The 24,676-nt window shown below is 64.1% G+C and carries 24 protein-coding genes; 12 read left to right on the plus strand and 12 right to left on the minus strand.

Annotated features, from left to right (window positions below; all coding sequences use genetic code 11):
* Positions 1-299 precede the first annotated feature (299 nt).
* The 8 genes from urtA (NMQ16_RS13935) (at position 300) to NMQ16_RS13970 (ending at position 8,241) form a co-directional block, all read left to right on the plus strand.
* Complete coding sequence (gene urtA, locus NMQ16_RS13935; RefSeq protein WP_257081413.1) at positions 300-1,574, plus strand: urea ABC transporter substrate-binding protein; 1,275 nt, start codon at positions 300-302, stop codon at positions 1,572-1,574.
* Between the two features lie 121 nt (positions 1,575-1,695).
* Complete coding sequence (gene urtB, locus NMQ16_RS13940) at positions 1,696-2,610, plus strand: urea ABC transporter permease subunit UrtB (RefSeq protein WP_257081414.1); 915 nt, start codon at positions 1,696-1,698, stop codon at positions 2,608-2,610.
* 49 nt (positions 2,611-2,659) lie between these two features.
* Positions 2,660-3,877 carry an urea ABC transporter permease subunit UrtC gene (gene urtC / locus NMQ16_RS13945; RefSeq protein WP_257081415.1) on the plus strand — a complete coding sequence of 406 codons (1,218 nt, stop codon included), beginning with the start codon at positions 2,660-2,662 and terminating at the stop codon, positions 3,875-3,877.
* A 17-nt stretch (positions 3,878-3,894) separates the two neighbouring features.
* Complete coding sequence (gene urtD / locus NMQ16_RS13950) at positions 3,895-4,638, plus strand: urea ABC transporter ATP-binding protein UrtD (protein WP_257081416.1); 744 nt, start codon at positions 3,895-3,897, stop codon at positions 4,636-4,638.
* 70 nt (positions 4,639-4,708) lie between these two features.
* Complete coding sequence (gene urtE / locus NMQ16_RS13955) at positions 4,709-5,398, plus strand: urea ABC transporter ATP-binding subunit UrtE (protein WP_069037909.1); 690 nt, start codon at positions 4,709-4,711, stop codon at positions 5,396-5,398.
* Positions 5,399-5,436: 38 nt separating this feature from the next.
* Entirely contained in the window at positions 5,437-6,666 is a 1,230-nt protein-coding gene (gene fmdA / locus NMQ16_RS13960; RefSeq protein WP_257081417.1) for a formamidase, read from the plus strand.
* A 10-nt stretch (positions 6,667-6,676) separates the two neighbouring features.
* On the plus strand, positions 6,677-7,006 hold the full coding sequence (locus NMQ16_RS13965) for a zinc ribbon domain-containing protein (protein WP_257081418.1): 330 nt from the start codon (positions 6,677-6,679) through the stop codon (positions 7,004-7,006).
* 68 nt (positions 7,007-7,074) lie between these two features.
* A complete protein-coding gene (locus NMQ16_RS13970) occupies positions 7,075-8,241 on the plus strand; it encodes a hypothetical protein (protein ID WP_257081419.1) in 1,167 nt (388 codons plus the stop codon).
* Between the two features lie 76 nt (positions 8,242-8,317).
* On the opposite strand, the gene NMQ16_RS13975 is transcribed toward NMQ16_RS13970, so the two are convergent.
* From NMQ16_RS13975 to NMQ16_RS14030, 12 genes are all read right to left on the minus strand, one after another.
* A complete protein-coding gene (locus tag NMQ16_RS13975; protein ID WP_257081421.1) occupies positions 8,318-9,112 on the minus strand; it encodes an urease accessory protein UreD in 795 nt (264 codons plus the stop codon).
* Positions 9,105-9,734, minus strand: a complete 630-nt coding sequence (ureG, locus tag NMQ16_RS13980) for an urease accessory protein UreG (RefSeq protein ID WP_257081422.1) — start codon at positions 9,732-9,734, stop codon at positions 9,105-9,107. The genes NMQ16_RS13975 and ureG overlap by 8 nt, the downstream gene beginning before the upstream one ends.
* 18 nt (positions 9,735-9,752) lie before the next feature.
* The gene (gene ureC / locus NMQ16_RS13985) at positions 9,753-11,465 is read right to left on the minus strand and encodes an urease subunit alpha (RefSeq protein WP_257081423.1); all 1,713 of its coding nucleotides are present in this window, start codon (positions 11,463-11,465) and stop codon (positions 9,753-9,755) included.
* A gap of 33 nt (positions 11,466-11,498) precedes the next feature.
* Positions 11,499-12,209: an urease subunit beta gene (locus tag NMQ16_RS13990; RefSeq protein WP_257081424.1), complete on the minus strand. Its 711-nt coding sequence runs from the start codon at positions 12,207-12,209 to the stop codon at positions 11,499-11,501.
* A 59-nt stretch (positions 12,210-12,268) separates the two neighbouring features.
* Positions 12,269-12,979, minus strand: a complete 711-nt coding sequence (locus NMQ16_RS13995; RefSeq protein ID WP_257081425.1) for an urease accessory protein UreF — start codon at positions 12,977-12,979, stop codon at positions 12,269-12,271.
* Entirely contained in the window at positions 12,969-13,496 is a 528-nt protein-coding gene (ureE, locus tag NMQ16_RS14000) for an urease accessory protein UreE (protein WP_257081426.1), read from the minus strand. Before ureE ends, NMQ16_RS13995 begins: the two co-directional genes overlap by 11 nt.
* A 187-nt stretch (positions 13,497-13,683) precedes the next feature.
* A complete protein-coding gene (gene urtA, locus NMQ16_RS14005; RefSeq protein ID WP_257081427.1) occupies positions 13,684-14,862 on the minus strand; it encodes an urea ABC transporter substrate-binding protein in 1,179 nt (392 codons plus the stop codon).
* A 345-nt stretch (positions 14,863-15,207) separates the two neighbouring features.
* A complete protein-coding gene (locus NMQ16_RS14010; RefSeq protein ID WP_257081428.1) occupies positions 15,208-15,501 on the minus strand; it encodes a hypothetical protein in 294 nt (97 codons plus the stop codon).
* Positions 15,502-15,505: 4 nt separating this feature from the next.
* Entirely contained in the window at positions 15,506-16,186 is a 681-nt protein-coding gene (locus NMQ16_RS14015; RefSeq protein WP_257081429.1) for a tetratricopeptide repeat protein, read from the minus strand.
* Positions 16,187-16,196: 10 nt separating this feature from the next.
* Positions 16,197-17,141 (minus strand): hypothetical protein, encoded by a 945-nt coding sequence (locus NMQ16_RS14020; RefSeq protein WP_257081430.1) that lies wholly within the window; start codon positions 17,139-17,141, stop codon positions 16,197-16,199.
* Positions 17,142-17,219: 78 nt separating this feature from the next.
* Positions 17,220-19,616, minus strand: a complete 2,397-nt coding sequence (locus NMQ16_RS14025) for a LamG domain-containing protein (protein ID WP_257081431.1) — start codon at positions 19,614-19,616, stop codon at positions 17,220-17,222.
* Between the two features lie 134 nt (positions 19,617-19,750).
* Positions 19,751-20,191 (minus strand): N,N-dimethylformamidase, small subunit, encoded by a 441-nt coding sequence (locus NMQ16_RS14030; RefSeq protein WP_257081432.1) that lies wholly within the window; start codon positions 20,189-20,191, stop codon positions 19,751-19,753.
* A gap of 269 nt (positions 20,192-20,460) precedes the next feature.
* On the opposite strand from NMQ16_RS14030, the gene NMQ16_RS14035 reads away from it, so the two are divergent.
* The 4 genes from NMQ16_RS14035 (at position 20,461) to NMQ16_RS14050 (ending at position 24,572) form a co-directional block, all read left to right on the plus strand.
* Positions 20,461-21,633, plus strand: coding sequence for a transporter substrate-binding domain-containing protein (locus tag NMQ16_RS14035; RefSeq protein WP_257081433.1), 1,173 nt, complete (start codon positions 20,461-20,463; stop codon positions 21,631-21,633).
* Positions 21,626-22,261 carry an ANTAR domain-containing protein gene (locus NMQ16_RS19400; RefSeq protein ID WP_257081434.1) on the plus strand — a complete coding sequence of 212 codons (636 nt, stop codon included), beginning with the start codon at positions 21,626-21,628 and terminating at the stop codon, positions 22,259-22,261. The genes NMQ16_RS14035 and NMQ16_RS19400 overlap by 8 nt, the downstream gene beginning before the upstream one ends.
* A 255-nt stretch (positions 22,262-22,516) precedes the next feature.
* Entirely contained in the window at positions 22,517-23,650 is a 1,134-nt protein-coding gene (locus NMQ16_RS14045) for a hypothetical protein (RefSeq protein WP_257081435.1), read from the plus strand.
* A 91-nt stretch (positions 23,651-23,741) separates the two neighbouring features.
* A complete protein-coding gene (locus tag NMQ16_RS14050; protein WP_257081436.1) occupies positions 23,742-24,572 on the plus strand; it encodes a UDP-2,3-diacylglucosamine diphosphatase in 831 nt (276 codons plus the stop codon).
* The last annotated feature ends 104 nt before the right edge of the window (positions 24,573-24,676 follow it).

The following is a 24,676-nucleotide window of genomic DNA, read 5'->3' on the forward strand; positions in this document are numbered from 1 at the left end:
TGCCCGGAGAACAAGGTACAGCTTCCCTCCACGCCGCCGAAAGCGCACCAGAACAGTGCATGAGCCACTTGGTGGTGCAGTGCGTCAGCGCAGGACTTCACCTTAGCACCGAACGCTGCGCATCCCGAGTGTTGCGCAGCGTACTCACATACGTCGATTGACGTATTCCGGCTACGCACCCCCGGCAACTACTTTTCGGACCGCAGCGACCGGTTGCGGTGCACCGCACAAAAGTGAATCAACGGCCAATACCGGATCGCCTGAAGCTCCCCAACCCGTCCCCGCTCAGGAGAAAAGATATGGCTGACAAGAAAGACCCGATCCAGACGCCGCTTACCGACGAACAGCGCCGCAAGGTGCTGATGGGCATGGCCGCGATGCCTGCGATGATGATGCCCGGCATGGCGCTGGCCCAGGCTGCGCAGTTCCCGACGGCCAAGGTGAACACCAGCAAGCTGGCGGTGACGGATACCGAGGTCGTCGTGGGTCAGCTGCATTCGGCGACCGGCACCATGGCCATTTCCGAAACCGGTTCGATCCAGGCCGAACAGCTGGCGATCGACCAGATCAATGCGATGGGCGGCGTGCTCGGCCGCAAGATCCGCGTGATCAAGGAAGACGGCGCATCCGACTGGCCGACCTTTGCCGAGAAATCGAAGAAGCTGCTGGTGCAGGACAAGGTCGCATGCGTGTTCGGCTGCTGGACGTCGGCTTCGCGCAAGGCGGTGCTGCCGATCTTCGAAAAAGAGAACGGCATGCTGTACTACCCGACGTTCTACGAAGGACTGGAACAGTCGAAGAACGTGATCTACACGGGTCAGGAAGCCACGCAGCAGATCCTGTACGGCCTCGACTGGGCAGCGAAGGAGAAGAAGGCCAAGACCTTCTTCCTGGTCGGTTCGGACTACATCTGGCCGCGCACCTCGATGAAGATCGCGCGCAAGCACATCGAATCCGTTGCCAAGCTGGGCAAGGTCGCCGGCGAAGAGTACTACCCGCTCGGCCACACCAATTTCAACTCGCTGATCAACAAGATCAAGCTGGCCAAGCCGGACTGCATCTTCGCTGCCGTGGTCGGCGGCTCGAACGTTGCCTTCTACAAGCAGCTGAAGGCCGCCGGCATCACGGCGGACAAGCAGTTCCTGCTGACCATTTCGGTGACCGAAGACGAAGTGCTGGGCATCGGCGGTGAAAACATCGCCGGCTTCTACTCGTCGATGAAGTACTTCCAGTCGCTCGACAATGCCAACAACAAGGCTTTCGTCGAGGCATTCAAGAAGGCCTACGGTCCGAAGTCGGTGATCGGCGACGTGACCCAGGCCGGCTATCTCGGCCCGTGGATCTGGAAGGCGACGGTCGAGAAGGCGGGCAGTTTCGATGTCGACAAGATCGCCGCCGCCTCCGGTGGCATCGAGTTGAAGACCGCGCCCGAAGGCTACGTGAAGGTGCATGAAAACCATCACCTGTGGAGCAAGGCGCGCATCGGCCAGGCGCAACTCGACGGCCAGTTCAAGGTGGTCGCCGAGTCGCCCGAACTGATCGAACCGAACCCCTTCCCCAAGGGTTACCAGTAAGCCGGACGGTCCGGGGTCCGTGCGTCTCCTCGCACGGGCTCCGGCCCCGCCCAGGACGTATCCACAAGCGTTCATCGGCCCACGACCTTCATTTGTGAATACCCCCTAGCCGGAGATCACCATGTCACTGACCGACATCATGAACATCACCCTGATGCAGGGTTTCGCAGGCCTCAGCCTGTTTTCGGTGCTGCTGCTGATGGGCCTCGGGCTGGCCATCATCTTCGGCCAGATGGGCGTGATCAACATGGCGCATGGCGAATTCATGACCATCGGCGCCTACACGATCTACATGTTTTCCTCGCTGACCGAGACCTTCCTGCCGGGTTTCGCGTCGATGTACTTCCCGTTTGCCATCGTGGCGGCATTCTGCATCGCCTTCGTCTTCGGCTGGTTCATCGAGTGGGCGCTGATACGACACCTGTACAAGCGTCCGCTCGACACGCTGCTCGCCACCTGGGGCCTGTCGCTGGCCATGCAGCAGACCTTCCGTTCGACCTTCGGCGCACGTGAAGTGAGTCCGACGCTGCCCGACTGGCTGCTCGGCTCCTGGGCACCGGCAGAAGGCCTCGACATCCCGATCAATGGTCTGTTCGTGCTCGCGCTGACCGCACTGGTGACCGGCGGCGTACTGCTCGCCCTGTACCGCTCGCGCTGGGGCTTGCGTGTGCGTGCCACGGTTGCCAACCGCCCGATGGCCAACGCCACCGGCATCAACACCAGCCGCACCGACCGTCTGACATTCGCCATCGGTTGCGGCATCGCCGGCGTCGCCGGAGCGGCCTTCACGACGATCGGCTCGACCGGTCCGACCAGCGGTTCGCTGTACATCGTCGATGCCTTCCTGGTGGTGACCTTCGGCGGCGCAGGCAGCCTGCTCGGCACCGTGGCTTCGGCTTTCGGAATCGCCCAGACGCAATCGATCGCCGAGTTCTTCATGACCGGCTCGATGGCCAAGGTGCTCACGCTGATGATGATCGTGACCATCCTGATGCTGCGTCCGCAAGGCCTCTTTGCTTCGAAGATCCGCCGCTGAGTCCGGCTGCGCTCCGACCCCCGAATACCCACGATCCAAGGAGAACCCAATGGACTCAATCAAGAGCTGGCTGGCACGTAGCGGAATGGGAAGCGTGCTGATACTGGCGCTGATCATCATCGTCGTGTTCCCGCTGACGATGGACCTGTTCCGCCTGAACCTGGTCGGCAAATACCTCACCTACGCCTTCGTCGCCGTCGGCCTGGTCATGCTGTGGGGCTACGGCGGCGTGCTCAGCCTCGGCCAGGGCGTGTTCTTCGGCCTCGGCGGCTACATGATGGCGATGTTCATGAAGCTGGAGGCATCCGACCCGGAAACCACCAAGATCCAGAGCACGCCGGGCATTCCGGACTTCATGGACTGGAACCAGATCACCGAGCTGCCGCTGTGGTGGGAGCCGTTCCGACACCTGCCGCTGGCGTTGCTGGCGGTATTGCTGATCCCCACGCTGCTGGCCTTCATCATCAGTTTCGCGATGTTCCGGCGCCGGGTCGGCGGCGTGTATTTCGCCATCATCACGCAGGCGGTCTGCCTGATCCTGACCGTGCTCATCGTCGGCCAGCAGGGCTACACCGGCGGTGTCAATGGCATCACCGACCTGAAGACCATCCTCGGCTGGGACACGCGGACCGACGAAGCCAAGTACATCCTGTACTTCGTCAATGCCGGACTGCTGATCGCCTCCATCCTGCTGTGCCGCTGGATCCAGCTTAGCAAGCTCGGCACGCTGCTGCTGGCGATGCGCGACAAGGAAGACCGCGTGCGCTTCTCCGGCTACGACGTGTCGATGTTCAAGGTGTTCGCCTTCTGCCTCGCCGCGATGCTGTCGGCAATCGGCGGCGCGATGTTCGTGCTTCAGGTCGGCTTCATGTCGCCGTCGCTGGTCGGCATCGTGCCGTCGATCGAAATGGTCATCTTCGCGGCGGTCGGCGGCCGCATGTCGCTGGTCGGTGCGGTGTATGGCGCGCTGCTGGTCAATTTCGGCAAGACCTACTTTTCCGAAAGCTTTCCCGACCTGTGGCTGTTCCTGATGGCTGCGCTGTTCATCGGCGTCGTGCTCGCCTTCCCGAACGGACTGGCCGGCCTGTACGAAAGCCACGTCAAGCCGCGCCTGGGCAAGCGCAAGGACAAGCCCGCTGCCGGCACCGACAGCACACCGTCGTCCGACGCCCCGCCCGCCACCCCGCTGCACAGCGGCGCTCCGCACGGCGGCAAGCCGCTGGCCCGCACCGCACTGCCTGACGGCGTGCAGGGCACATCCGCCTGATCCGAACGGAGACCGACATGAGCAATACCGACTTCGTACTTGCGGTGGAAGACCTCACCGTGTCCTTCGACGGTTTCAAGGCCATCGACGCACTCACCCTGTACGTGGATCGCGGCGAGCTGCGCGTGATCATCGGCCCGAACGGTGCCGGCAAGACCACTCTGCTCGACCTGATCTGCGGCAAGACGCGCGCCAGCGGCGGCAGCATCAAGTTCAAGAATATGGAAATGACCAAGATGGCCGAGCACAAGATCGTGCGCTCCGGCATCGGCCGCAAGTTCCAGACGCCGTCGATCTACGAAAACCTCTCCGTCTTCAAGAACCTCGAGGTGTCGTTCCCGCGCGGCCGCAGCGTGTTCGGCGCACTGGGCTTCCGGTGCACCGACGAGGTCAAGACACGTGTGCAGTCGGTCGCCGACGAAATCAGTCTCGGCGACTCGCTCGACGTCGAAGCAGGCCTGCTCAGCCATGGCCAGAAGCAGTGGCTGGAGATCGGCATGTTGCTGATGCAGGAACCCGAACTGCTGATGCTCGACGAGCCGATCGCCGGCATGAGCGTGCGCGAGCGCGAACTGACCGGCGAACTGCTGCAGCGCATCTGCAAGGGGCGCTCGGTGATCGTGATCGAGCACGACATGGATTTCGTCAAGCGCATCGCCCACAAGGTCACCGTCATGCACCAGGGAAAAATCCTCGCCGAAGGATCGATGGACAAGGTGCAGAACGATCCCAAGGTCATCGACGTTTATCTGGGTCACTGAGTCTGGGCCACCGAGTCCCAACTACCGATCCCGCACACGCCACCCGCATCGAACACGAGAGGACACCACCATGCTCAACGTCAAGGATCTCCACGTTGCCTACGGTCAGAGCGAGGCCCTGCACGGCATTTCGTTCGAAGCGAACAGGAACGAGACGATCGCCATCATGGGCCGCAACGGCATGGGCAAGACCACGCTGTTCAAGTCACTGATCGGCATCCTGCCGATCAAGAGCGGCCACATCGAAGTCGCCGGCAAGGAAGTGTCGAAGGACGAGAGCTACAAGCGCGTCGCCAAGGGCATCGCCTACGTGCCGCAGGGCCGCATGATTTTCCCGACACTGACGGTCGAGGAGAACATCCACACCGGCCTCGAGAATGCCAAGGTCAAGAAGGTGCCGGAAGAGATCTACGCCCTGTTCCCGGTGCTGTGGGAAATGCGCAGCCGCAAGGGCGGCAACCTGTCCGGCGGCCAGCAGCAGCAGCTGGCCATCGCGCGCGCACTGGTCACCGACCCCAAGGTGTTGCTGCTCGACGAACCGACCGAAGGCATCCAGCCCTCGATCATCAAGGACATCGCGAAAGCGCTGAACGAGATTCGCAAGCTGCGCGAAATCACCATCGTCGTGTCCGAGCAGGTCCTCAGTTTCGCCATGGACGTGGCCGACCGCCTGTTCGTCATCGAAGGCGGACGCCTTGTCCATGAAAGCACGCGCGCCGACACGGATACCGCGCGCATCAAGCAGTTCCTGTCCGTCTGAGTGCCCACCATCCGCCCACTTATCCAAAGGAGATCAACATGGCCGAGACCCTGATCAAGGTTGACCTGAAGCAGTCGCCGTACGAGAACGACATGGTGCACAACCGCTGGCACCCGGACATTCCCATCGTCTGCTGGGTCAAGCCCGGTGACGATTTCAAGATCGAAACCTACGACTGGACCGGCGGCTTCATCCAGAACAACGACAGCGCGGACGACGTGCGCGACATCGACCTGACGACGGTGCACTTCCTGTCCGGCCCGATCGGCGTCGAAGGCTGCGAGCCGGGCGACCTGCTGGTGGTCGACATCCTGGACATCGGTGCCAAGGAAGACAGCCTGTGGGGCTTCAACGGCTTCTTCTCGAAGAAGAACGGCGGCGGCTTCCTGACCGAACACTTCCCTGAAGCCCAGAAGTCGATCTGGGACATCAAGGGCATGTTCACCGAATCGCGCCACGTGCCGGGCGTCAAGTACGCCGGCCTGATCCACCCGGGCCTGATCGGCTGCCTGCCGGACCCGAAGCTGCTGGCCGACTGGAACGCCCGCGAAATCGACTTCATCAACACCGAACCCGACCGCGTACCGCCGCTGGGCTGCCCGCCGTGCGCACCGACCGCGCACATGGGCCGCCTGAAGGGCGAAGCGCGCGACAAGGCGGCTGCGGAAGCCGCCCGTACCGTGCCGCCGCGCGAGCACGGCGGCAACTGCGACATCAAGGATCTGTCGCGCGGCTCGCGCATCTACTTCCCGGTCTACGTGAAGGGCGGCGGCCTGTCGATGGGCGACCTGCACTTCTCGCAGGGCGACGGTGAAATCACCTTCTGCGGCGCCATCGAAATGGCCGGCTGGCTGCATCTGAGGGTGAGCATCATCAAGGACGGCATGAAGAAGTACGCCATCAAGAACCCGATCTTCAAGCCCAGCCCGATCACGCCGAAGTATGACGACTACCTCATCTTCGAAGGCATTTCGGTCGACGAACAGGGCAAGCAGCACTATCTCGACGTGCATGTCGCCTACCGCCAGGCCTGCCTGAACGCCATCGAATACCTGAAGAAGTTCGGCTACTCGGGTGCACAGGCCTACTCGATCCTGGGTACGGCACCGGTGCAGGGCCACATCAGCGGCGTGGTCGACATTCCGAATGCCTGCGCCACGCTGTGGCTGCCGACCGACATTTTCGACTTCGACATCATGCCGAACGAAGCCGGCCCGGTGAAGTTCATCGACGGCAGCATTCAGATGCCGCTGTCGCCGGACCTCTGAGGCCACCGCCATGCCGACCTACGACTATCAGTGCGAGGCGCATGGCGGATTTTCCGCCCTGCGCAGCATCGCCCAGCGCGACGCCGCCTGCCTGTGCCCGGCGTGCGGTTCGCCCGCGCAGCGGGTGCTGGTGACGGCACCGTCCTTCGCCGACATGCCGCACGAGACGCGATTCGCGCATGCCACCAACGAACGCAGCCGCCATGAGCCGGTGCTTGCCAGTCGCAAGCACGGTCCCGGGTGTTCGTGCTGCAGCAGCAAACCCAGCCGAACGACCGCGGTAGGCAAGGACGGTTCGAAGGCATTCCCCACCAAACGTCCCTGGATGATCAGTCACTGATTGCCGGGTTTTCGTAACCAGCCCCCTCCACCTTCAACCTGCACTTCAACAACCGGGAGTCAAGCACCATGAAAAGCACCCTCAAAACCCGTCTGCGGAGCGTGTCGTCCCTTCCGCGCCTCGGCGCGCTAGCCGTCGCCCTGGCGACTGCCGGCACCGCAAACGCCGGCGTCACCGTATCCGGCCCCGGCGAGAGCTATCTCACACTCGGTCTGTGGATGCGTACGTCCTTCACGAGCGCGGATGACGGCGCCCCGAACGGCACGTCGCGCTCGAAGGATTTTGCGGTCGATTCCATCCGTATCATCACCAGCGGCAAGATCACCAAGCAGATTGGCGGCATGGTGAATTTCGAGCGCCAGTCGGACGAATCGATGCGTCTGCTCGACGTGGTCGCCCAGTTCGAACTGATGGACGGCCTCAACCTGTGGTTCGGCCGCATGCTGCCGCCGACCGACCGCGCCAATCTGGCCGGACCGTTCTTCGCCAACGTATGGGAATACCCGATGGTGTCGCAGTACCCGAACGCCTTCACCGGTCGCGACGACGGCGCACTGCTGTGGGGCAATGTGCTCGGCGGCAAGCTGCTGTACGCACTCGGTGCTTACCAGGGCAAGAACCGCGGCGCCGGCCTGTCGAACGACTCCGACAAGCTGCTGTACGCCGGTCGTCTGGCCTACAGCTTCTGGGATCCGGAACTGGGCTACTACGGCACCAACACCTACTACGGCGGCAAGGAAATCCTGACCATCGGCGCGGCAGTCCAGACGCAGAAGAACGGTGTCGGCATCGCCGGTGCATCGGGTGACTACACGGCGTGGAACATCGATGCGCTGATGGAAACCAAGTTCTCGAATGGCGGCGTACTGACACTGGAAGGCGCCTACTACGACTACGACACCGACGGCGTGGCCGACACCGGTCCGGCCGTCGCGGCGGCCTGCGGTCTGGTCAACGTCAACAACTGCGGTGGCGCAACCGAAGGCGAAGCCTACCTGCTGACGGCGGCCTATCTGATTCCGGGCAAGTTCGGCATCGGCCAGTTCCAGCCCTACTACCGCTACCAGGAATTCGATCCGCAAGGCGGTTCGAAGTCCGACCAGTGGGATCTGGGCGTCACCTACGTGATGGCTGGCCATAATGCGCGCATCACCGCAGTGTATTCGGACATGGATCCGGGCGGCGCAGCCCAGTCGATCGACAAGTTCATCGTCGGCGTGCAGCTGATGTATTGATCCAGTCACGACCTGGCCGCACAGCGGACCGGGTCTGAATGGCTTCAGGGGCACGCTCGGGCGTGCCCCTTTTCGTTCACCGCTGCAATGCCCCGAGCGCGGCGACCCGCGCTGCGGCCATCGCCTTGCCGACCTCGATCGCGTCGGCAGCGAGTGCACGGAACACCCACCCGGCCTCGCCCGGCAGCGCAGAGGCCCCGGCGTACAACCCTTCGGCGGAGATCGCGCGCAGCGCCTCCGGCAAACCGGCGCATGCAGTCTGCGTCAGTATCCAGAGGCTGCCCTGCACGCTGAAGGCGCCCGACACGCCGGGCTGCGCACCGAGCCAGTCAGCGCCGCGGATGCGCATCCGTTCGCGGGCCAGCAGGCGACCGTCCAGGCCGGTGATGTCGATTGCCGAATCCATCAGCGCGAACGACGCAGCGCAGGCCGTCGGGTCGTGCGCGAGAAAGGTTTCCGACACCAGCACGACGGCCTCCTCACCCAGCGTGACCGATATGCAGGTGTTCAGGTGACTGCCCGGAAAGAGGATCTGCGGCGCCGGCAGGTATTCGAGCTGCGCACCGTCAGCGGCATCGATGTCGACGGTCTGCGTCGCGCAGCCGCCGCGCATGGTGTGCACGATGGTCGATGCAGGCGTCGCCACGTGCGCGCGCGCACCCGGCGCCACGGCAATGCGCCCGGTCACCGTGTCGTGCTCGAACAAGCCGCCCGACACCGACTGCAGGAACACCGTGCAGCGACCGCGATCGAGCGGATCCGTGTACAGCGCGCGGCCGACGTGCACCGGGTAACGAACGTACTGCCGGGCGACGAAGCTGCGACCGTCCGCCGAACCGAAATCCAGCGCGAAGCTGTGCCGTTCAGTCAAACAGAACCCCGCGCACGATGGCGTCGACCACTGCATCGACGCCTTCGCCACTGGCACAGTTGGTGAGCAGGGTCGGCTTGCCGGCCCGCACCTCTTCGGCTTCGCGCGTCATGCGCGCCAGGTCCACGCGCACGAAGGGCGCCAGGTCGGTCTTGTTGATGACCAGCAGATCGCACTGCAGGACGCCCAGACCGCGCTTGCGCGGAATGTCGTCGCCGCCGGCCACGTCAATGACGAACAGCCAGTAATCGACCAGATCGAGCGAGAACGACGACGCCAGGTTGTCGCCGCCGCTTTCCACCAGGATCAGTTCAAGGCCCGGCCAGGTCCGGTCAAGTTCATCGGCCGCGGCAAGGTTGAGCGTCGGGTCTTCGCGGATCGCGGTGTGCGGGCAGGCGCCGGTTTCCACCGCCAGTACGCGTTCCGGCGCGATGATGCCGCTGCGCCGGATGCGTTCGGCGTCTTCCGCGGTGACCAGGTCGTTGGTGATGACGGCGATGTCGGTGCCGCGCGCGATGAAGCGTGGAATGAGCTGTTCGAGCAGCGCCGTCTTGCCCGATCCTACCGGGCCACCGACACCGACACGCGCCGCACCGCGCGGCCTGGCGTACTGCAGGGGCATGACCGATGACATACGGGGCTACCTCATCATGTAAAGGCGGTTCAGCGGCACATGCGTGGCCGGCGCGCAGCCGATCACGTGGTTGTCGACGCTGACCTCGAAGGTTTGCGGATTGACCGTGATGTTCGGCAACGTGCCGTTGCGCACCATGTCGGCCTTGGTCAGGGTGCGCGTGCCGTGCACCGGCAGCAGCGTCTTGCGCAGATCGAGCCGCCCCTCGAGGTCGCGGCCGAGCGAAGCCGCGCAGACGAAGTTGGCCGACAGCGCCTGCGGTGCGCGGCCGAAGGCGCCCCACTGCGGACGCATGATGAGCGGCTCGCAGGTCATCAGCGACGCCGCCGAATCGCCCATCGCGCCATAGGCGATGAAACCGCCCTTGACGACGATTTCCGGCTTGATGCCGAAGAAGGCGGGACGCCACAGCACGATGTCGGCCAGCTTGCCCGGTTCCAGCGAACCGACGTGCTGGTCGACGCCGAAGGAGCGCGCGGCATTGATCGTGTACTTCGCGATGTAGCGCAGGATGCGTTCGTTGTCGGCGCTGCGTGTGCGTTCCTCGGGCAGGCGGCCGAACTGGTCCTTCATCTTGCTGGCCAGCTGCCAGGTGCGGCAGATGACTTCATTGATGCGCCCCATGCCCTGGCTGTCCGAACCCAGCATCGATATCGCACCCATGTCGTGCAGCACGTCTTCGGCGGCGATGGTCTGCGCGCGGATGCGGCTTTCGGCGAACGCAACGTCCTCCGGCACGGCCGGGTTCAGGTGATGGCACACCATGATCATGTCGAGGTGTTCGTCGAAGGTATTCACCGTGTACGGGTTGGTCGGATTGGTCGATGACGGCAGGCAGTTGGCCTGGCCGACGACGCTGATCACGTCCGGCGCATGACCGCCGCCGGCCCCCTCGGTGTGATACATGTGGATGGTGCGGCCCTTCGTCGCCGCCAGCGTGTCTTCGAGAAAACCGGATTCGTTCAGCGTGTCCGTGTGCAGCTGCACCTGGAAATCCATGTCGTCGGCGACCGACAGGCAGGTGTCGATGGTGGCCGGCGTGGCACCCCAGTCCTCGTGGATCTTCAGGCCGATGCAGCCGGCCTGCATCTGTTCGACCAGCGATTCCGGACGCGACGAATTGCCGCGGCCGAGAAAGCCGAAATTCATCGGCCACTGCTCCGACGCCTGCAGCATGCGCGCGACATTCCACGCACCGCCGCAGTCGATGCCGACCGTGATCGGGCCGAGCGAGCCGCCGAACATCGTCGTGATGCCGGACGCCAGCGCGTGCTCGACCAGTTGCGCCGAGTCGAAATGCACGTGCACGTCGAGCCCGCCCGCCGTGGCGATCAGTCCTTCGCCATCGCGTACCGTCGTTGCGTTGCCGACCAGCAGCTGCGGATGCACGCCGTCCATCACGTGCGGATTACCCGCCTTGCCGATGGCGACGATGCGCCCGTCCTTGATGCCGATGTCGCCCTTCACGATGCCGACCACCGCGTCGATCACCACGACATTGCTGATGAGCATGTCGAGTGCGCCCTGCGCGGACGTCAGCCCGCCCATCATGCCCAGTCCGTCGCGCAGCGTCTTGCCGCCGCCGTGCAGGCATTCGTCGCCGGGTACCGCGAAGTCGTGTTCGATTTCGGCCAGCAGCGAGGTATCGCCGAGACGCACCATGTCGCCCTGGGTCGGTCCGTACATCGCCGCATAGTCGCGACGGGTCAGCCATGCCATATCAATCCTCCCGGCAATTCCTGTTCATGTCGGTCACGCACCCCTGAAGCCCGCCTGGCGTGCGCGCACCAGCGCATCGGCCAGTCCGGCTTCGGTGTTGCTCGCGCCTTCGGTCAGCCGGTTCAGGCCGAACACCTCGCCCGTGCCACCGAAGGCCACCAGCGTGACTTCCTTCGATTCGCCCGGCTCGAAGCGCACGGCGGTGCCGGCGGCGACATCCAGATGCATGCCCCAGGCCAGCGCACGGTCGAAGTCGAGCGCGCGATTCACCTCGAAGAAGTGGAAGTGACTGCCGATCTGTATCGGGCGATCTCCGGTATTGAGCGCCTTCAGCGTCGTGCTTCGGCGCCCCGCATTCACTTCGATGCTGCCTTCGGCCGGAATGATCTCGCCCGGTATGCGGGCACGGCTGCCGCCGGGCGACATCTGCGCGCCGGGGCCGGGCCGTATCGGGTCATGCACGGTCACCAGTTTGGTGCCGTCGGGAAAGCTGGCTTCGATCTGGATCATCGGCATCAGCGCCGCGACACCCGGCAGCACGTCGTCGGAGGTCAGGATCTGCGAACCGAACGCGATCATGTCCGCCACCGTGCGGCCATCGCGCGCACCTTCGAGAATTTCGTCGACGATGAAGGCGATCGCCTCCGGGCAATTGAGCTTGAGCCCGCGCGCGCGTCGGCGTCGCGACAGTTCCGCCGCGTTGAAGATGGTGAGGCGTTCCAGCTCGGTCGGGGTCAGCAGCATGTCGTGCTCCTTCGAAGTTCATTCATCCGGTCGGTCCTCGTGAGTGGCGCCATCAGGGTTCAATTGGCAAACAGACGCGCGCTGCGCGCTTCGTGGCGCATGGCGGCGATGTCGAGCGCGGGCGTGCCGCTGCTCATGTCGCCGCGCGCCGGCGGTGGCTGCGACAGCACGCCAGCGATGACCGGCCGCATGCGGGTCAGCAGGCGCTGGCCATCGACGTGCCCGATCATCCCCATGCGCAGCGCCGCACCGATGATCGACGTGCACAGGCCGCCCACCGCCATCGCATCGCAACTGGCCGTCGGCAAGTGGTACGCAGCCCACAGTGCGCCCTGCACCACCGGCAGGTGACCCGGCGCGTGAGCGCCGCGTACGGTGTCCAGATAGCGTTGCGCGCACGCGACGCCCAGGTCGGCGTGCATGCGAAGCTGCGTGAAGCCCAGTCGGCGACTGGCTTCGCGCCAGCCGCGCGTGAGCGACATCGCCTCGCACAGTCGGTCGAGATCGACCAGGGCCTCCGTCAGCGCCGGGCTGTCGCCGCGGTCCGTGCAGGCCTGATGTGCCAGATGCATCAGCGGCCGGTCCAGGCCGGCCCAGCGATGGGTCACCTGCGCCTGCAGCAGCCCGAACACCTGTTCGACATCGCTGACCTGACTGTCCAGACGCAGCGATTCCAGCCCCCACGAAAAGGAGGTGGCACCGCCGGGGAAGAAGCTGTCGGAGAACTGCAGCATCGCCAGCTGCTGGTCGATGCCTGATTCAATGTGCATGCGGCACCGGGATGTAACGCACGGTGCTGTGGGCGGCAGGCGGCGCAGGTTCGGATCCGGCGCCCGGCCCGGTCTCGTCGGACACCTTCACGCAACCTCGCTGGATCAAGTGGGCAAGGCGCTGCAGATAGGTATCGCGCGGGCCGTCCAGTGCAATGCACAGCCGTTCGCCGTCGAACTTCACCTTCCAGTGCATGTTGCCCGCGAAATAGCCCAGTTCGAGCGCGTCCGCGGCTGTGCCGACCTGAAGCACGAGCCACTGCGGTTCGTCGAGCAGCACGACCACCGCGCGAGCGTCGTCGAGCCACAGCACGGAACCGTTCTGCAGCGTGGCGTCACGATCCAGCATCAATGCCACCGTGCTTCCGCGGTCGGTCTGCAGTTGCTGCCGGCGGCGCGCCATGTCGCTGCGCGTCAGGCGCACCGTTTCAAGGCCGCCGCGATGTTCGATGTCATGCAGTCTGTCCGCCAGCGCGGCGTCGGCGGCGCAGCCCAGAATGGTGGTCACACGAAGCATGGACAGATCCGGTTGATGTTGGGGTTGATGCATCAGGTTGAAAAGCGGGGTTGAAAGACGGCTGTGAAGAACCGCCATTGCCGGAGGCACATGACATGCCTCCGGCGTGTGCCCGGGACGGTACTTGCCAACAACCCGCCGCCGGACGGCCGCACACCGTCCGACGGCGGGCGCAGCAACTACCCGCTCAGATAGTCGGGAAAGGGTTGGGCTCGATCAGCGGTGACTCGTAAATCATGTTGACCTGGCCATCGGCGCCGAACGCACCGATGCGCGCCTGCTTCCACAGGTGATGGTTGCTGCCGTGGAATCTCACCAGGCCTTCCGGTCCGGTGAATTCGAGATTGGCCGACGCGGCGATCACCTTGTCCACATCGAAGCTCTTGGCCTTTTCGACCGCCATCTTCCACAGATAGACGGCGGTGTAGGCGCACGCCAGCGTGTCGCCGGTGACGCGCTTCTGGCCGTACTTCGCCTTGAACGCCGCCACGAATTTCTTGTTCGCCGGATTGTCCAGGCTCTGCAGGTAGCTCATGCACGTCAGCACGTCCTGCACGTTCTCGTTGCCGATGCCCGACACCTCTTCTTCCGATACGGCAAACGCCATCACCGTCGTCTTCTTCATGTTGACGCCGGCCGCCTTCAGCTGCTTGTAGAACGCCACGTTCGATCCGCCGACGATGGTGCTCAGGATGATGTCCGGCTTGACCGCCTTGATCTTGTTGATGGTCGATCCGAAGGACGTGCTGCCGAGCGGCATGTATTCCTCGCCGAGCACCGATCCGCCGCCCTTGACGATGGTCGGGCGCGCAATCTTGTTGGTGACGCGCGGCCAGATGTAGTCGGAACCGATCAGGTAGAAGGTCTTGCCGCGGTTCTCGAGCAGCCAGTTGCAGCCCTGCACGCATTGCTGGGTCGCCTCGTGCGCGGTGTACAGGATGTTCGGCGACTGCTCCTGTCCTTCGTAGTAGGTCGGGTAATACAGCAGTCCCTTGGCCTGTTCGAATACCGGCAGCACCGCCTTGCGCGACGCCGATGTGTAGCAGCCGAACACCGCGGCCACCTTGTCCTGCCCGAGCAGTTTTCTGGCCTTTTCGGCGAAGGTGGGCCAGTCGCTCGCGCCGTCTTCCACCACCGGCACGATCTTCTTGCCGAGCACCCCGCCGGCAGCATTGATTTCGTCGATGGCGAGCTTTTCCGCGTCAACCACGGACGCTTCGGCCAGCGCAATGGTGCCGGTCAGCGAATGCAGGATGCCGACCTTCACCACATCCTGCTGCGCAAACGCACTACGCATCATCGTCGGGCCCGCCACGGAAGCCAGGGCGAGTGCTTTGACCAGATCACGACGCAGATTACTTTTCATGTTTCCCTCGAAAGAATGGATGGTTAAGGTTTGGATGACTCAAGACAGCACAGCGCAGACGACAAAATTTGTTGCAACGCCGCATCACTGGTTGCGAAAAAAGAACGAAAAAAAGGCCTGGCGGATCCGGAGATCCGCGCAGGCCTTTTTGCCTTTCTTTGCACCGGCAATGCTGGCGATGCGAAGAGTTACGTTGATACTAGTGAGCCGATTGCAGCGAGTCAAGCACTGTTTTCAGTAAATTGTCCGCACGGAATTCGCGTCATTTTTGTTGCAACGCATCACCCGCGCAGGGGTGGTCAGCCGGGTCCCGACGCCCCCGGGTCGGGCGCTGCGGGCATGCCTTCAGCGGCGCAACCGGTACATGAAGATGCAGCGCCCCTGCCGCCCGGCCTCGAAGCCGGCGACCGGATGAAGCCGGTGCCGGGCCACCATGAAATCGACGACGGTGCGGGCTGCGGCCGGCGACAACGTCGGCTTCCACAACCAGATGTCATCCCGGCTGTCGACACCGCAGACCGAGAACAGCGCCTGTTCGGCGTCGTCCGCCATGCCGATCGCCCATTCCTCCGTCTTCGCGCCGAATTCCTTGATGTAGCTGAGGCACTCGAACTTGATCTGCTGCACGCTGAAGGTCATCGCCTCACCCCGGAACCGGCACCAGTCGCGCAGGCGATGACACCGCGGCCGTGCGCGTGCGCCATTGGTCGAACTGCGCCGCCCCCCGGTGCTTCTCTTCCACCGACATCTGACCGACGATACCTTCGAGCGCATTCAGCGCCGTGCCGACGCCGTGCTGCGCGGCCAGCGAAAGCCAGGCGAAGGCCTGTGCGCGGTCCTTCTCCACACCGAGTCCGTTTGCGTACATGAAACCCAGTCGCGCCTGCGAGGGGTAGTGACCCTGTTCGGCCGCACGCCGATACCACTGCGCGGCGGCCACTTCATCGTGCGGTACGCGGTCACCCTTGAAGTGGAGTGTGGCGAGATTGCTCTGCGCCATCGCGTCGCCAGCCTGTGCGGCTCGGGTCAGCCAGTGCAGCCCGGCAACCGGATCGGCTGCGGTGCCCTGCCCCATGACGAGCATGGCGCCGACATTCGTCTGCGCCGGAACGTGATCCTGCTCGGCCGCGCGCAGATACCACGCAAAAGCCGCTTCGAGATCGGCTGGCACCCCTTCGCCATTGGCATGCAGCGAACCGATCCACGCCTGCGCCTCCGGATCTCCCGCGTGGGCCAGCAACGAAAAGCGTGCATGGGCGTCGGCAAGCTGGCCTTCGCGATAGGCCGCGACGGCTGCATCGACGGGTCGTGACGACGTGTTCATGGCATGTCCTTCATGGGTGCGTTGCAAGGTCGAAGGTGTCGAGGCGATGAGTCATTTCGTGCGCCAGCCAGGACGCGACGGCAGCGTCGGCCCGGGTCGCCGCATCCGGTGTCGCATCCGACAGGCGTACGCCGATCAGTGCCTGCCAGTCGTTCATGGGCAACGTTTCGTCACCCAGCACGGTGATGCGGCACAGCGTGCGCGTCAGCGCCACCGGTTGCAGCACGACGGCACACACGGCGTGCTGCAGCACCAGCAGAACAAGATTAGGAAACAGCCAGAGCGCCCTGGCCGGCAGGCCGGCCAGGGTGGTGTCAGCCGCCAGTACCGAGCCGCCGAAGGCATGCGGCAGCTGTTGCGCGGCGAGCAGACGCTGAGCCACGCGCTTCCAGTTGCCGTCGACCTCCTGCCAGTGACGGCCCTGCAGCGGCATGTCCTGCCGCGAAAGCGCCGGAACTGCGGTCTGCAGGGATCTGGCCGTGTCGGTGATCGGCTCGCCGTGCGGATCGAGATTGACGCACAGCAGCGGCCCGATCCGGTCGACGCGGACCGGCAGCAGGCGCTCCGGTCGCAGACCGAGATACTGGTGCATTTCAGGCGTCGCATCGCCCAGTTCCGACGCCGCGATGACCGGCCGGTCGCGGCTGTGTCCGCACGACGTGAATGAGCACGGTGTCTTCGTGCCCTGCTGGCATTGCACCGGCACGACACGGCAACCGCCGTGCTGCGCCTTGTTGAATCGACCTGCGAGGACGTCACCCGCCATCCTTTGGATGTGGATGGCGTGATCTCCCGCAGTGAACGGCAACAGGTCACCGACGCCCGCCAGTTCATGCGTCGTCCCGACGCACACCCAGTCGCGCGTCCAGATCGCCTCGTCTTCGCGCCGGGCGATGCGCAGCGAACGGAACGCCGAGGCATCCAGCGCGACCGGTCGAATCATTTCATCCAGCATGCAGCCTCCTTCCTCGACAGGTTCGTAGTGTTGGTGCGCGCCTGCCCACCGATACAGCAGCGGGCAGGCTTGCGGGGCTCAGGTGGATGACGCCAGCGCCGGCGACTCGTAATCCGCGCGACCGCGGTGCTTGAACGCTTCCTTCGGCGCAGCCGGCAGCGGGCCGTCCTGCATGAAGCGGTCGAGCACGTTCTTGGTCAGGCGCGAAATGTTGTTGTCGCAGTTGTTCCACGGCAGCGAACCGCAGTAGGCGATCGAGCTGAACGCGAAGCAGCCGCCGCCGTTCGGCGTCTCGTGGAAGGTCACGTCGGCACGCACCCGCGGATGCACGGTGCCGTCGAGACCTTGCTGGTTGAAGCCGAAATCCTCCATCACCAGCAGGTAGGCCTCGGTATGGCGGCCGGCCGACGTCGCGACGGTGAGGATGTGCGGCGGCGACCCGAGCATGGTGTCGACGATGTCCAGTTCCAGACCGGCTGCGCCGCCGCCGACGAGGCCGAAGTTGCCCAGGTTCTCTTCGTAGGTGATGCCGTCGAACGCCCAGCTCACGCGCGGATCCAGACTTTCCGGCGTCCGCGTGAAGTAGGACGAAATGTCGAAACCTTCGGACGACATGCCGGTCCCGGCCACCGAATGGAGATAGCGGCCGCGATAACGCCACATGCCACCCAGCTCGCCGGTGCCCTGGTGGTAGTACTCGCCGGGGTCGGCGCGCCAGGTGCGGATGCCGGATTCGCAGCGACGCATTTCGGTCACCACGCCGCGGCCCAGACCGTCGTAGGCCGGGTGGAACGAATGCACCCAGTACCATGCGTCGGCCCCCATGTACATCAGGCGACCGCCGCGCTGCGTGTAGTTGTGCAGGGCGTCGAGCTGGGTGCCCGAGTTGTGCTCCGGGTGCGAGCCGGTGATGATGACGTTGTAGTTCTCCAGCCGTGCCAGACCGTCGTAGGTCGCGTCCTCGTCGGTGAACACGTCGTACTCGTAGCCCATCTGCTCAAGCCAGCAGATCAGGTGCAGGTCAGCTGGATACTGCCACGGCGCCTGGGCCAGGAAGTGGTCGTATTTCGGACGGATGCTCAGGATGGGGCGCAGCCGCGACGACAGACAGATGCCGCTGCCGTCGGTGTGGGTGTCGTAGATCGAACCGCCGTACTCGCGGTGCTCGGCGAGGAACATGTTCTGCTGCTGCATGATGGGTACGCGATAGATGAACAGTTCCGCGCCACCGGCGTTGCACGCCACGTGTTCGTTCGCGTACGCCACGTAGCTGATCGTGGGCACCATGACCGCGATCTTCGACTGTTCCTGGCCGATCTTCGGAACGATCCAGAACGGGATGTAATCTTCATCACCCTCGGGCGTGGTCAGCTTGGCGGCGTAGAAGCGGCTCTTGATGCCGGTCGGCACCGTCCACTCGAAACTCACCTCCCAGCGTGCGTTGTCGAGGTCGTCGTCGTGGAAGTGGATGGCCCCGTATTCCTTCGGCGACACCTTCCAGTCGAAGGTCTGGCCGGCCCAGTTGTAGCCGGTCAGCGCGCGCGTCGGGCAATTCACGAGCGTGGCGTTGAAGCGGTAGGGGCCGGCGTCCTTCGCCACCAGCGTGTCGATGCCATCGGAAAAATCCCAGGCGGCCACGATGGCTTCAGACAGCGCGCCGGTCGGACCGGCGTTGCGGCGTTCGGTCAGGCCCGGCTGCGCGCCGCCCTTCATCATTTCGATTTCGAAGCGCGACAGGGCGCGGTTGCACAGGCGCGGGCTGTCGATCTTGCCGTTGTAGTGACCGCCGACGATGACGCCCTGCGGCAGTGACGGCAGCCCCAGCGGGCCCGGTTCGACATGATCGACATAGCCGGCGATCACCAGCGGCTGGTCGGTGTGTTCCACCTTGCCCTTGAAGGTTGCCTTGACCGGCGGAATCTCCGGGTCCAGCGCATAGACCACCTGCGGCTCGTGATGCAGCACCACTTCGCCGGTCAGCGCATCGAAGCTGGCAGCGATGAAGTGCCAGGCGTGGTCGCGCAACGGCGCACCGTTCGTGTAGGTCTCGCCATTGATGCGCAGCTCGACGCAGCCGTCGGTGTTGATGAACAGGCCGTAGCCCTTGCCACCGGACCACTTGGTCACCAGCCCCTGTGCGCCGTGCTTCCAGTAGCGCTTGTCGGTCCTTGGTGTGGTCGGCCAGATCCAGCACTGCAGCGTGAAACTGTCCGGCTTGAGTTGCGGTGCGTCAGGCACGAAGCCGTACGAACCGCCGTAGACGACCTGCTTGATGCCGTCATACACGCCTTCGCAGTCCGCCTCCACCGCCTTCTCGATGAACCCGGGACCGCGCGGATTGGTATCGCCGTTGATCATCTGCACGACGGACGCCCGGTACTTCGCGGGACCATCGCAATTGACGTAGAACCTGATCGTGTCGCCCGGATGGACGCCGAACTTGTCGGCGTATCCGGTCAGTCGCATTGCACACATGGTGTTCGTCTCTCCTGGTCGAGCGCCGCCCTCCGGGGGTCCGGATGCATTGCTTGAAATTTGCGGGAAGTGCGTGCCCGGGCGTCAGTGCCGGGGCCGCTGGCTGAATGGCTGTCGACGCGACCGGCGCGGTATCAGGTGACCGGCCAGTTGTCGTCGCGGCGCTTGTAGCCTTCGTGGTAATGCTCCGGGAATCCGTCGGACTCGGGCATTTCATCGAGGCGCATCAGGAAGATGGCGTGCTGGATGTCCTGCTCGCTGGTGTAGACATCGTCGGTGGCGAATACCGGCGGCACGCCGCGGATGCCGGACAAACGCCCGATGCGCCACTCGGCATCGATACGGGTGCAGATCACGACCAGCTTGCCTTTCGTCGAGGTACCCCGCATGCGCAGCAGCACGCGCTTGAGCAGCGGGTCTTCATGCACGCCGCCGCCGATGACTGTGGTGTCGCCCGGCGTGGCGCACTTGAGCACCGAAAAACCCGCGACGCCGGCCATCGACTGCACGCACTCCAGATGCTCCCGGATCAGGCGATCGCGCTCCGGCGTGCCTTTCTTCGGTATCGAAATCATCGGTCAGACTCCTTCAGAACACGGAAATTGGATGGAAAGCCGATCATCAATCCCTCGACGCCGCAGCAAATCTGTTGCAGCGCGGCAAGACAAAAGACGCAAAAAAAAGGGCCTGCCGAATCCGGAGATTCGAGCAGGCCCTTTTGCCTTGCCTCACATCGGCAGTGCTGGCGATGTGAAGAGATAACTCAATACTAGTCACGCCCGCTGCACCGCGTCAAGCTCTGTTAGTATCAATTTCGTTTCTCGTTCTCCGCTTTCACTGTCCTGTGTCCAACTCCGATCCGGTCAAGGTCGGCGTCCTGTTTTCGCGCGAGGGTGTGACCTCGCGCATCGAAAATTCGATGCTGCTCGGCACGCTCTTCGCAATACGAGAAATCAACGATGCCGGCGGCCTGAACGGCCGCGAACTCGTGCCGGTGTACTACGACCCGCACTCCAGCCCGCAGATGTTCAAGTCACTCGCCACGCGGCTGGTGCTTGAAGACAAGGTGAATGTCATCTTCGGCTGCTACATGTCGAGCACGCGCAAGGCGATACTTCCGGTAGTCGAGAAGTGGAACCGGCTGCTGTTCTGTCCGACCATGTACGAAGGTTTCGAGTTTTCCGGCAACGTGATCTACACCGGCGGCGCACCGAACCAGAACAGCGCGCTGCTGGCCGACTACATGGCGAGCCGCTTCGGTGCGCGCGTCTACATGGTAGGCAGCGACTACATCTTTCCGTACGAGTCGAACCGCATCATGAGTGACTTCGTACACCAGCGACAGGGCGGCGCGAAGCTGGGCGAGCGTTACGTCCGGCTGGACGCGCAGGAAAGCGCCTTTGCGCCCATCATCAGGGACATCCAGGCCAAGCAGCCGGATTTCATCTTCTCGACCGTCGTCGGACGGACGACCCGGATGTTCTATCAGGCCTTCGCCGATGCAGGTCTTGATCCGGCACGCATGCCCATCGCCAGCCTGTGCACCAGCGAAGAGGAAATAGCCGAAATGGGCACGCGCATCGCCGAAGGTCACTACACGGCGGGCCCCTATTTCCAGTCGATCGACACCGAACGCAACCGCAGCTGCCTGGCGCACTTCCGCAAGCTTTTCGGTTCGCAGGTCGAGCCCAACATGAGCTGGGAATCGTCGTACAACCAGGTACACCTGTTTGCCGGTGCCTTCGTCGCCGCGAACAGCGATGAACGCGATGTGCTGCTACCGCACCTCCTGGGCATGGAATTCGATGCGCCGCAGGGCCGCATCCGGGTCAATCCGAGCAATCACCACACGCGACTTTTCCCGCGCATCGGCCGCGTCAACGACAGCGGGCAATTCACGATACTCGCGGAAACCCTGTCGGGCGTCGAACCCGATCCCTATCTGGTCAGTCATTCATTCGACGACTGGAGCAATCGCCTGCGCGTGCCTGCCGACGAGCTGACCCGCCGTGAGTAGCCCGGCGCGGCCCACCAGCCGCGGAACGCGGCTCACACCGGAATTCCTCAGGCAGTTGCGCAGCCTGCGCGTCGCCGTGCTGCACCCGAAGGACGAGGACGGCGAAACCCTGACCCAGCAGTTGCAGCGCATCGGCTGCCAGGTGCAGACCTTCTGGCCGCCGATTCCGGATCTGCCTGACAACGTCGACCTGGTGTTCTGCGCCGTCGACCAGGACGTCATGGGCATGTCTTTCAACTGGGTCCGCCAGGAACAGCCGCCCGCGGTGATTGCCATCATCAGTTACGAAAACCCGACCATCTTCGATGCCATGATCAAGCTGGGTGCGACGGGTGTGCTCACGGCGCCGATTCGCTCGACCGGCATCCTGTCGACGCTGGTGCTCACGGTGGGTCTGAACGAAGCGATGCGCAAGGCCGAGAAGCGCGTGCTCAGGCTCGAGCAGAAGCTGCTGGGCATCAACCAGATCAACGAGGCGAAATCCATCCTGATGCGCACGCGCAATGTCGGCGACAGCGAGGCCTACCGCATCATCCGCGAGCAGGCGATGAGCCGCCGCGTGCCGACCGAGGAAATCGCACGCGCCATCATCCACGCCAATTCCATCCTGTCGGGACCGACGGGTTAGCCAGGCTCCTGCCGGCAAAAGCTTTGGACCAAAGGGCGTGCGCGAGCACGCCCTTTTCGTTTCCACATGCGCGATGCCGCCGGACATCCCTGGCGCCACCCGACCCTGTTGCACCAATTTGGTGCACAATGCGCCGCGCATGACCCGGTCGCCTCTGTCTGCCCCAGGATGGGGCATGGCCGGTTGCATCAAGCGGACACCCGGCAAAGACCGGGGCCCGTACCGAGCCACTGCACACCAAAGGACACTCACCCCATGACGAAGAGGACTTCCCGCCTGCGACGCGGGCCGCTCGCCTTCACGCTCGCCGCCGGTGTCGCCGCCGCGGGCAATGCCTTCGCCGGTCCGACCTTCACCGGACCGGGCGACAGTTCGCTGACGCTTGGCGTCTGGTCAAGCGCGGCGTACACGAGCGCCGAACAGGCCGACGGGTCGCACGACAGCGACCTGCGGCTCGATTCCTTCCGCATCATCACGGTCGCGAAGTTCACGAAACAGATCGGACTGATGACCAATTTCGCGCGCCTGTCGGGTGAGTCGATGCGCCTGCTCGATCTGGTCGGCCAGTTCACCCTCACCGACAACATCAACCTGTGGGTCGGCCGCCACGTCGTGCCGGGTGACCGTCAGCAGATGGCGGGGCCCTACTTCGCCAATGTGTGGGAATACCCGATGGTGTCGCGCAACCCCAACGCCTACACCGGCCGCGATGATGGCGCAACGCTCTGGGGCAGCGTGTTCGACCAGCGGTTGCAGTACATGGTCGGCGCGTTCCAGGGGAAAAACCGCGGCGAGGATATGTCGAACGAGTCGCATCAGCTGCTGTACGCGACCCGCTTCGCGTGGAGCTTCCGCGACCGCGAATCCGAGTATTTCAACAGCAATCATTATTACGGCGAGAAGGAAGTGCTGACGGTCGGCGTCGCCTGGCGGACGCAGAAGGACGGCGTCGGCACTGCGCTGACGCGCGGCGACTACACCGCGTGGAGTCTGGACGCGCTCATGCAGACGCGTCTGCAAGGCGGTGATGTGCTGACTCTGGAAGGCGCCTGGTACGACTACGATACCGATGGCGTGGCCGACATTTCGCCGGCCGACCCGGGCTGCAGCCGGGTCACGAACTGCGGCGGTGCAACCGCCGGTGAGGCTTACCTGATCACGGCAGCCTGGCTGTTTCCGAAACCGATCGGCATCGGAAGGCTCGAGCCCCACGTGCGCTTTCAGGAATTCCGGCCGGACAGCGGCGCGCGCAACGACCAGTGGGACATCGGGCTGAACTACGTGATTGCCGGCCACAACGCGCGGCTCAGCGCGCTGTACTCGGAACTGGGCAGCGACGGCACGCGCACGCGCAACCGCTTCATCCTCGGGCTGCAATTGATGTACTGACACCCCCGCCGGCGATGCAGCACCTGCCGTGCCGCCAATTCTTCGCACGCGCGTCACTGCGTTGTCACACGGACAGGCTTGAATCCGGGCGGTGAATGTTTCCGATCTCCCTGCCGACGAAATCGCGCCCCAGCGCGTGCGCGCACTGTTCCTGTCCGACATCCATCTTGGTACGCGCGGCTGTCAGGCCGACGCACTGCTCGACTTCCTGCGCCACTACGAATCCGATTACCTCTATCTGATCGGCGACATCATCGACTTCTGGTCGATGAGCCGCTCGATCCACTGGACGCCGGCGCAGAACACCGTGGTGCAGAAGGTGTTGCGGCGTGCGCGCAAGGGCACGCAGGTCGTCTTCGTCCCGGGCAATCACGACGAGGCGCTGCGCGAATATGCCGGTACGGTGTTCGGTGACATTGCGGTCCACCTCGATCACATCCATGTCGCGGCGGATGGCAAGCGCTACTGGCTCGTGCATGGCGACGATTTCGACCAGGTGACGCGCCATCATCGCTGGGTCGCGCTGCTCGGCGACGTGGCCTACAACACGCTCGTGCGGATCAACGCGTGGATGTCGCGCGTGCGCCGGCGGCTCGGCATCGCCGGCTACTGGTCACTGGCGGGATATGCCAAACGCAAGGTGAAGAGCGCGGTCAGCTTCATCTACGATTTCGAGGATTCCGTCATGCACGAGGCGCGCAGCCGGGGCGTCGACGGCGTCATCTGTGGCCACATCCATGCGGTCGCCCAGCGCACCATCGACGGGCTCGTTTACATGAACTGCGGTGACTGGGTGGACAGCTGCACCGCCATTGTCGAACACGCCGACGGCCGGTTTGCCATCATCGACTGGGGCCAGTTCCTGCGCACCCCGGGTGCCCGTATGGCGCTGCCGGTGGCGGAAGAAGTGATGGGTCACTGACCCGGGCGCCCGAGGGCTCCGCCCAACGGCGCCATTTTCCATCGCACGCGCCTGTGCCGACGCGCCGGACGTCTGCCCTGCACACTTTATCGGCATTCCGCTGC

Source organism: Methyloversatilis sp. XJ19-49, assembly GCF_024580145.1.
Classification (GTDB): Bacteria; Pseudomonadota; Gammaproteobacteria; order Burkholderiales; family Rhodocyclaceae; genus Methyloversatilis.

Coding starts and splice junctions, on each gene's coding strand:
- urtA (WP_257081413.1), top strand. CDS start 300: ATGGCTGACAAGAAAGACCCGATCCAGACGCCGCTTACCGACGAACAG.
- urtB (WP_257081414.1), top strand. CDS start 1,696: ATGTCACTGACCGACATCATGAACATCACCCTGATGCAGGGTTTCGCA.
- urtC (WP_257081415.1), top strand. CDS start 2,660: ATGGACTCAATCAAGAGCTGGCTGGCACGTAGCGGAATGGGAAGCGTG.
- urtD (WP_257081416.1), top strand. CDS start 3,895: ATGAGCAATACCGACTTCGTACTTGCGGTGGAAGACCTCACCGTGTCC.
- urtE (WP_069037909.1), top strand. CDS start 4,709: ATGCTCAACGTCAAGGATCTCCACGTTGCCTACGGTCAGAGCGAGGCC.
- fmdA (WP_257081417.1), top strand. CDS start 5,437: ATGGCCGAGACCCTGATCAAGGTTGACCTGAAGCAGTCGCCGTACGAG.
- NMQ16_RS13965 (WP_257081418.1), top strand. CDS start 6,677: ATGCCGACCTACGACTATCAGTGCGAGGCGCATGGCGGATTTTCCGCC.
- NMQ16_RS13970 (WP_257081419.1), top strand. CDS start 7,075: ATGAAAAGCACCCTCAAAACCCGTCTGCGGAGCGTGTCGTCCCTTCCG.
- ureG (WP_257081422.1), bottom strand. CDS start 9,734: ATGCCCCTGCAGTACGCCAGGCCGCGCGGTGCGGCGCGTGTCGGTGTC.
- ureC (WP_257081423.1), bottom strand. CDS start 11,465: ATGGCATGGCTGACCCGTCGCGACTATGCGGCGATGTACGGACCGACC.
- NMQ16_RS13990 (WP_257081424.1), bottom strand. CDS start 12,209: ATGCTGCTGACCCCGACCGAGCTGGAACGCCTCACCATCTTCAACGCG.
- NMQ16_RS13995 (WP_257081425.1), bottom strand. CDS start 12,979: ATGCACATTGAATCAGGCATCGACCAGCAGCTGGCGATGCTGCAGTTC.
- ureE (WP_257081426.1), bottom strand. CDS start 13,496: ATGCTTCGTGTGACCACCATTCTGGGCTGCGCCGCCGACGCCGCGCTG.
- urtA (WP_257081427.1), bottom strand. CDS start 14,862: ATGAAAAGTAATCTGCGTCGTGATCTGGTCAAAGCACTCGCCCTGGCT.
- NMQ16_RS14010 (WP_257081428.1), bottom strand. CDS start 15,501: ATGACCTTCAGCGTGCAGCAGATCAAGTTCGAGTGCCTCAGCTACATC.
- NMQ16_RS14015 (WP_257081429.1), bottom strand. CDS start 16,186: ATGAACACGTCGTCACGACCCGTCGATGCAGCCGTCGCGGCCTATCGC.
- NMQ16_RS14020 (WP_257081430.1), bottom strand. CDS start 17,141: ATGCTGGATGAAATGATTCGACCGGTCGCGCTGGATGCCTCGGCGTTC.
- NMQ16_RS14025 (WP_257081431.1), bottom strand. CDS start 19,616: ATGTGTGCAATGCGACTGACCGGATACGCCGACAAGTTCGGCGTCCAT.
- NMQ16_RS14030 (WP_257081432.1), bottom strand. CDS start 20,191: ATGATTTCGATACCGAAGAAAGGCACGCCGGAGCGCGATCGCCTGATC.
- NMQ16_RS14045 (WP_257081435.1), top strand. CDS start 22,517: ATGACGAAGAGGACTTCCCGCCTGCGACGCGGGCCGCTCGCCTTCACG.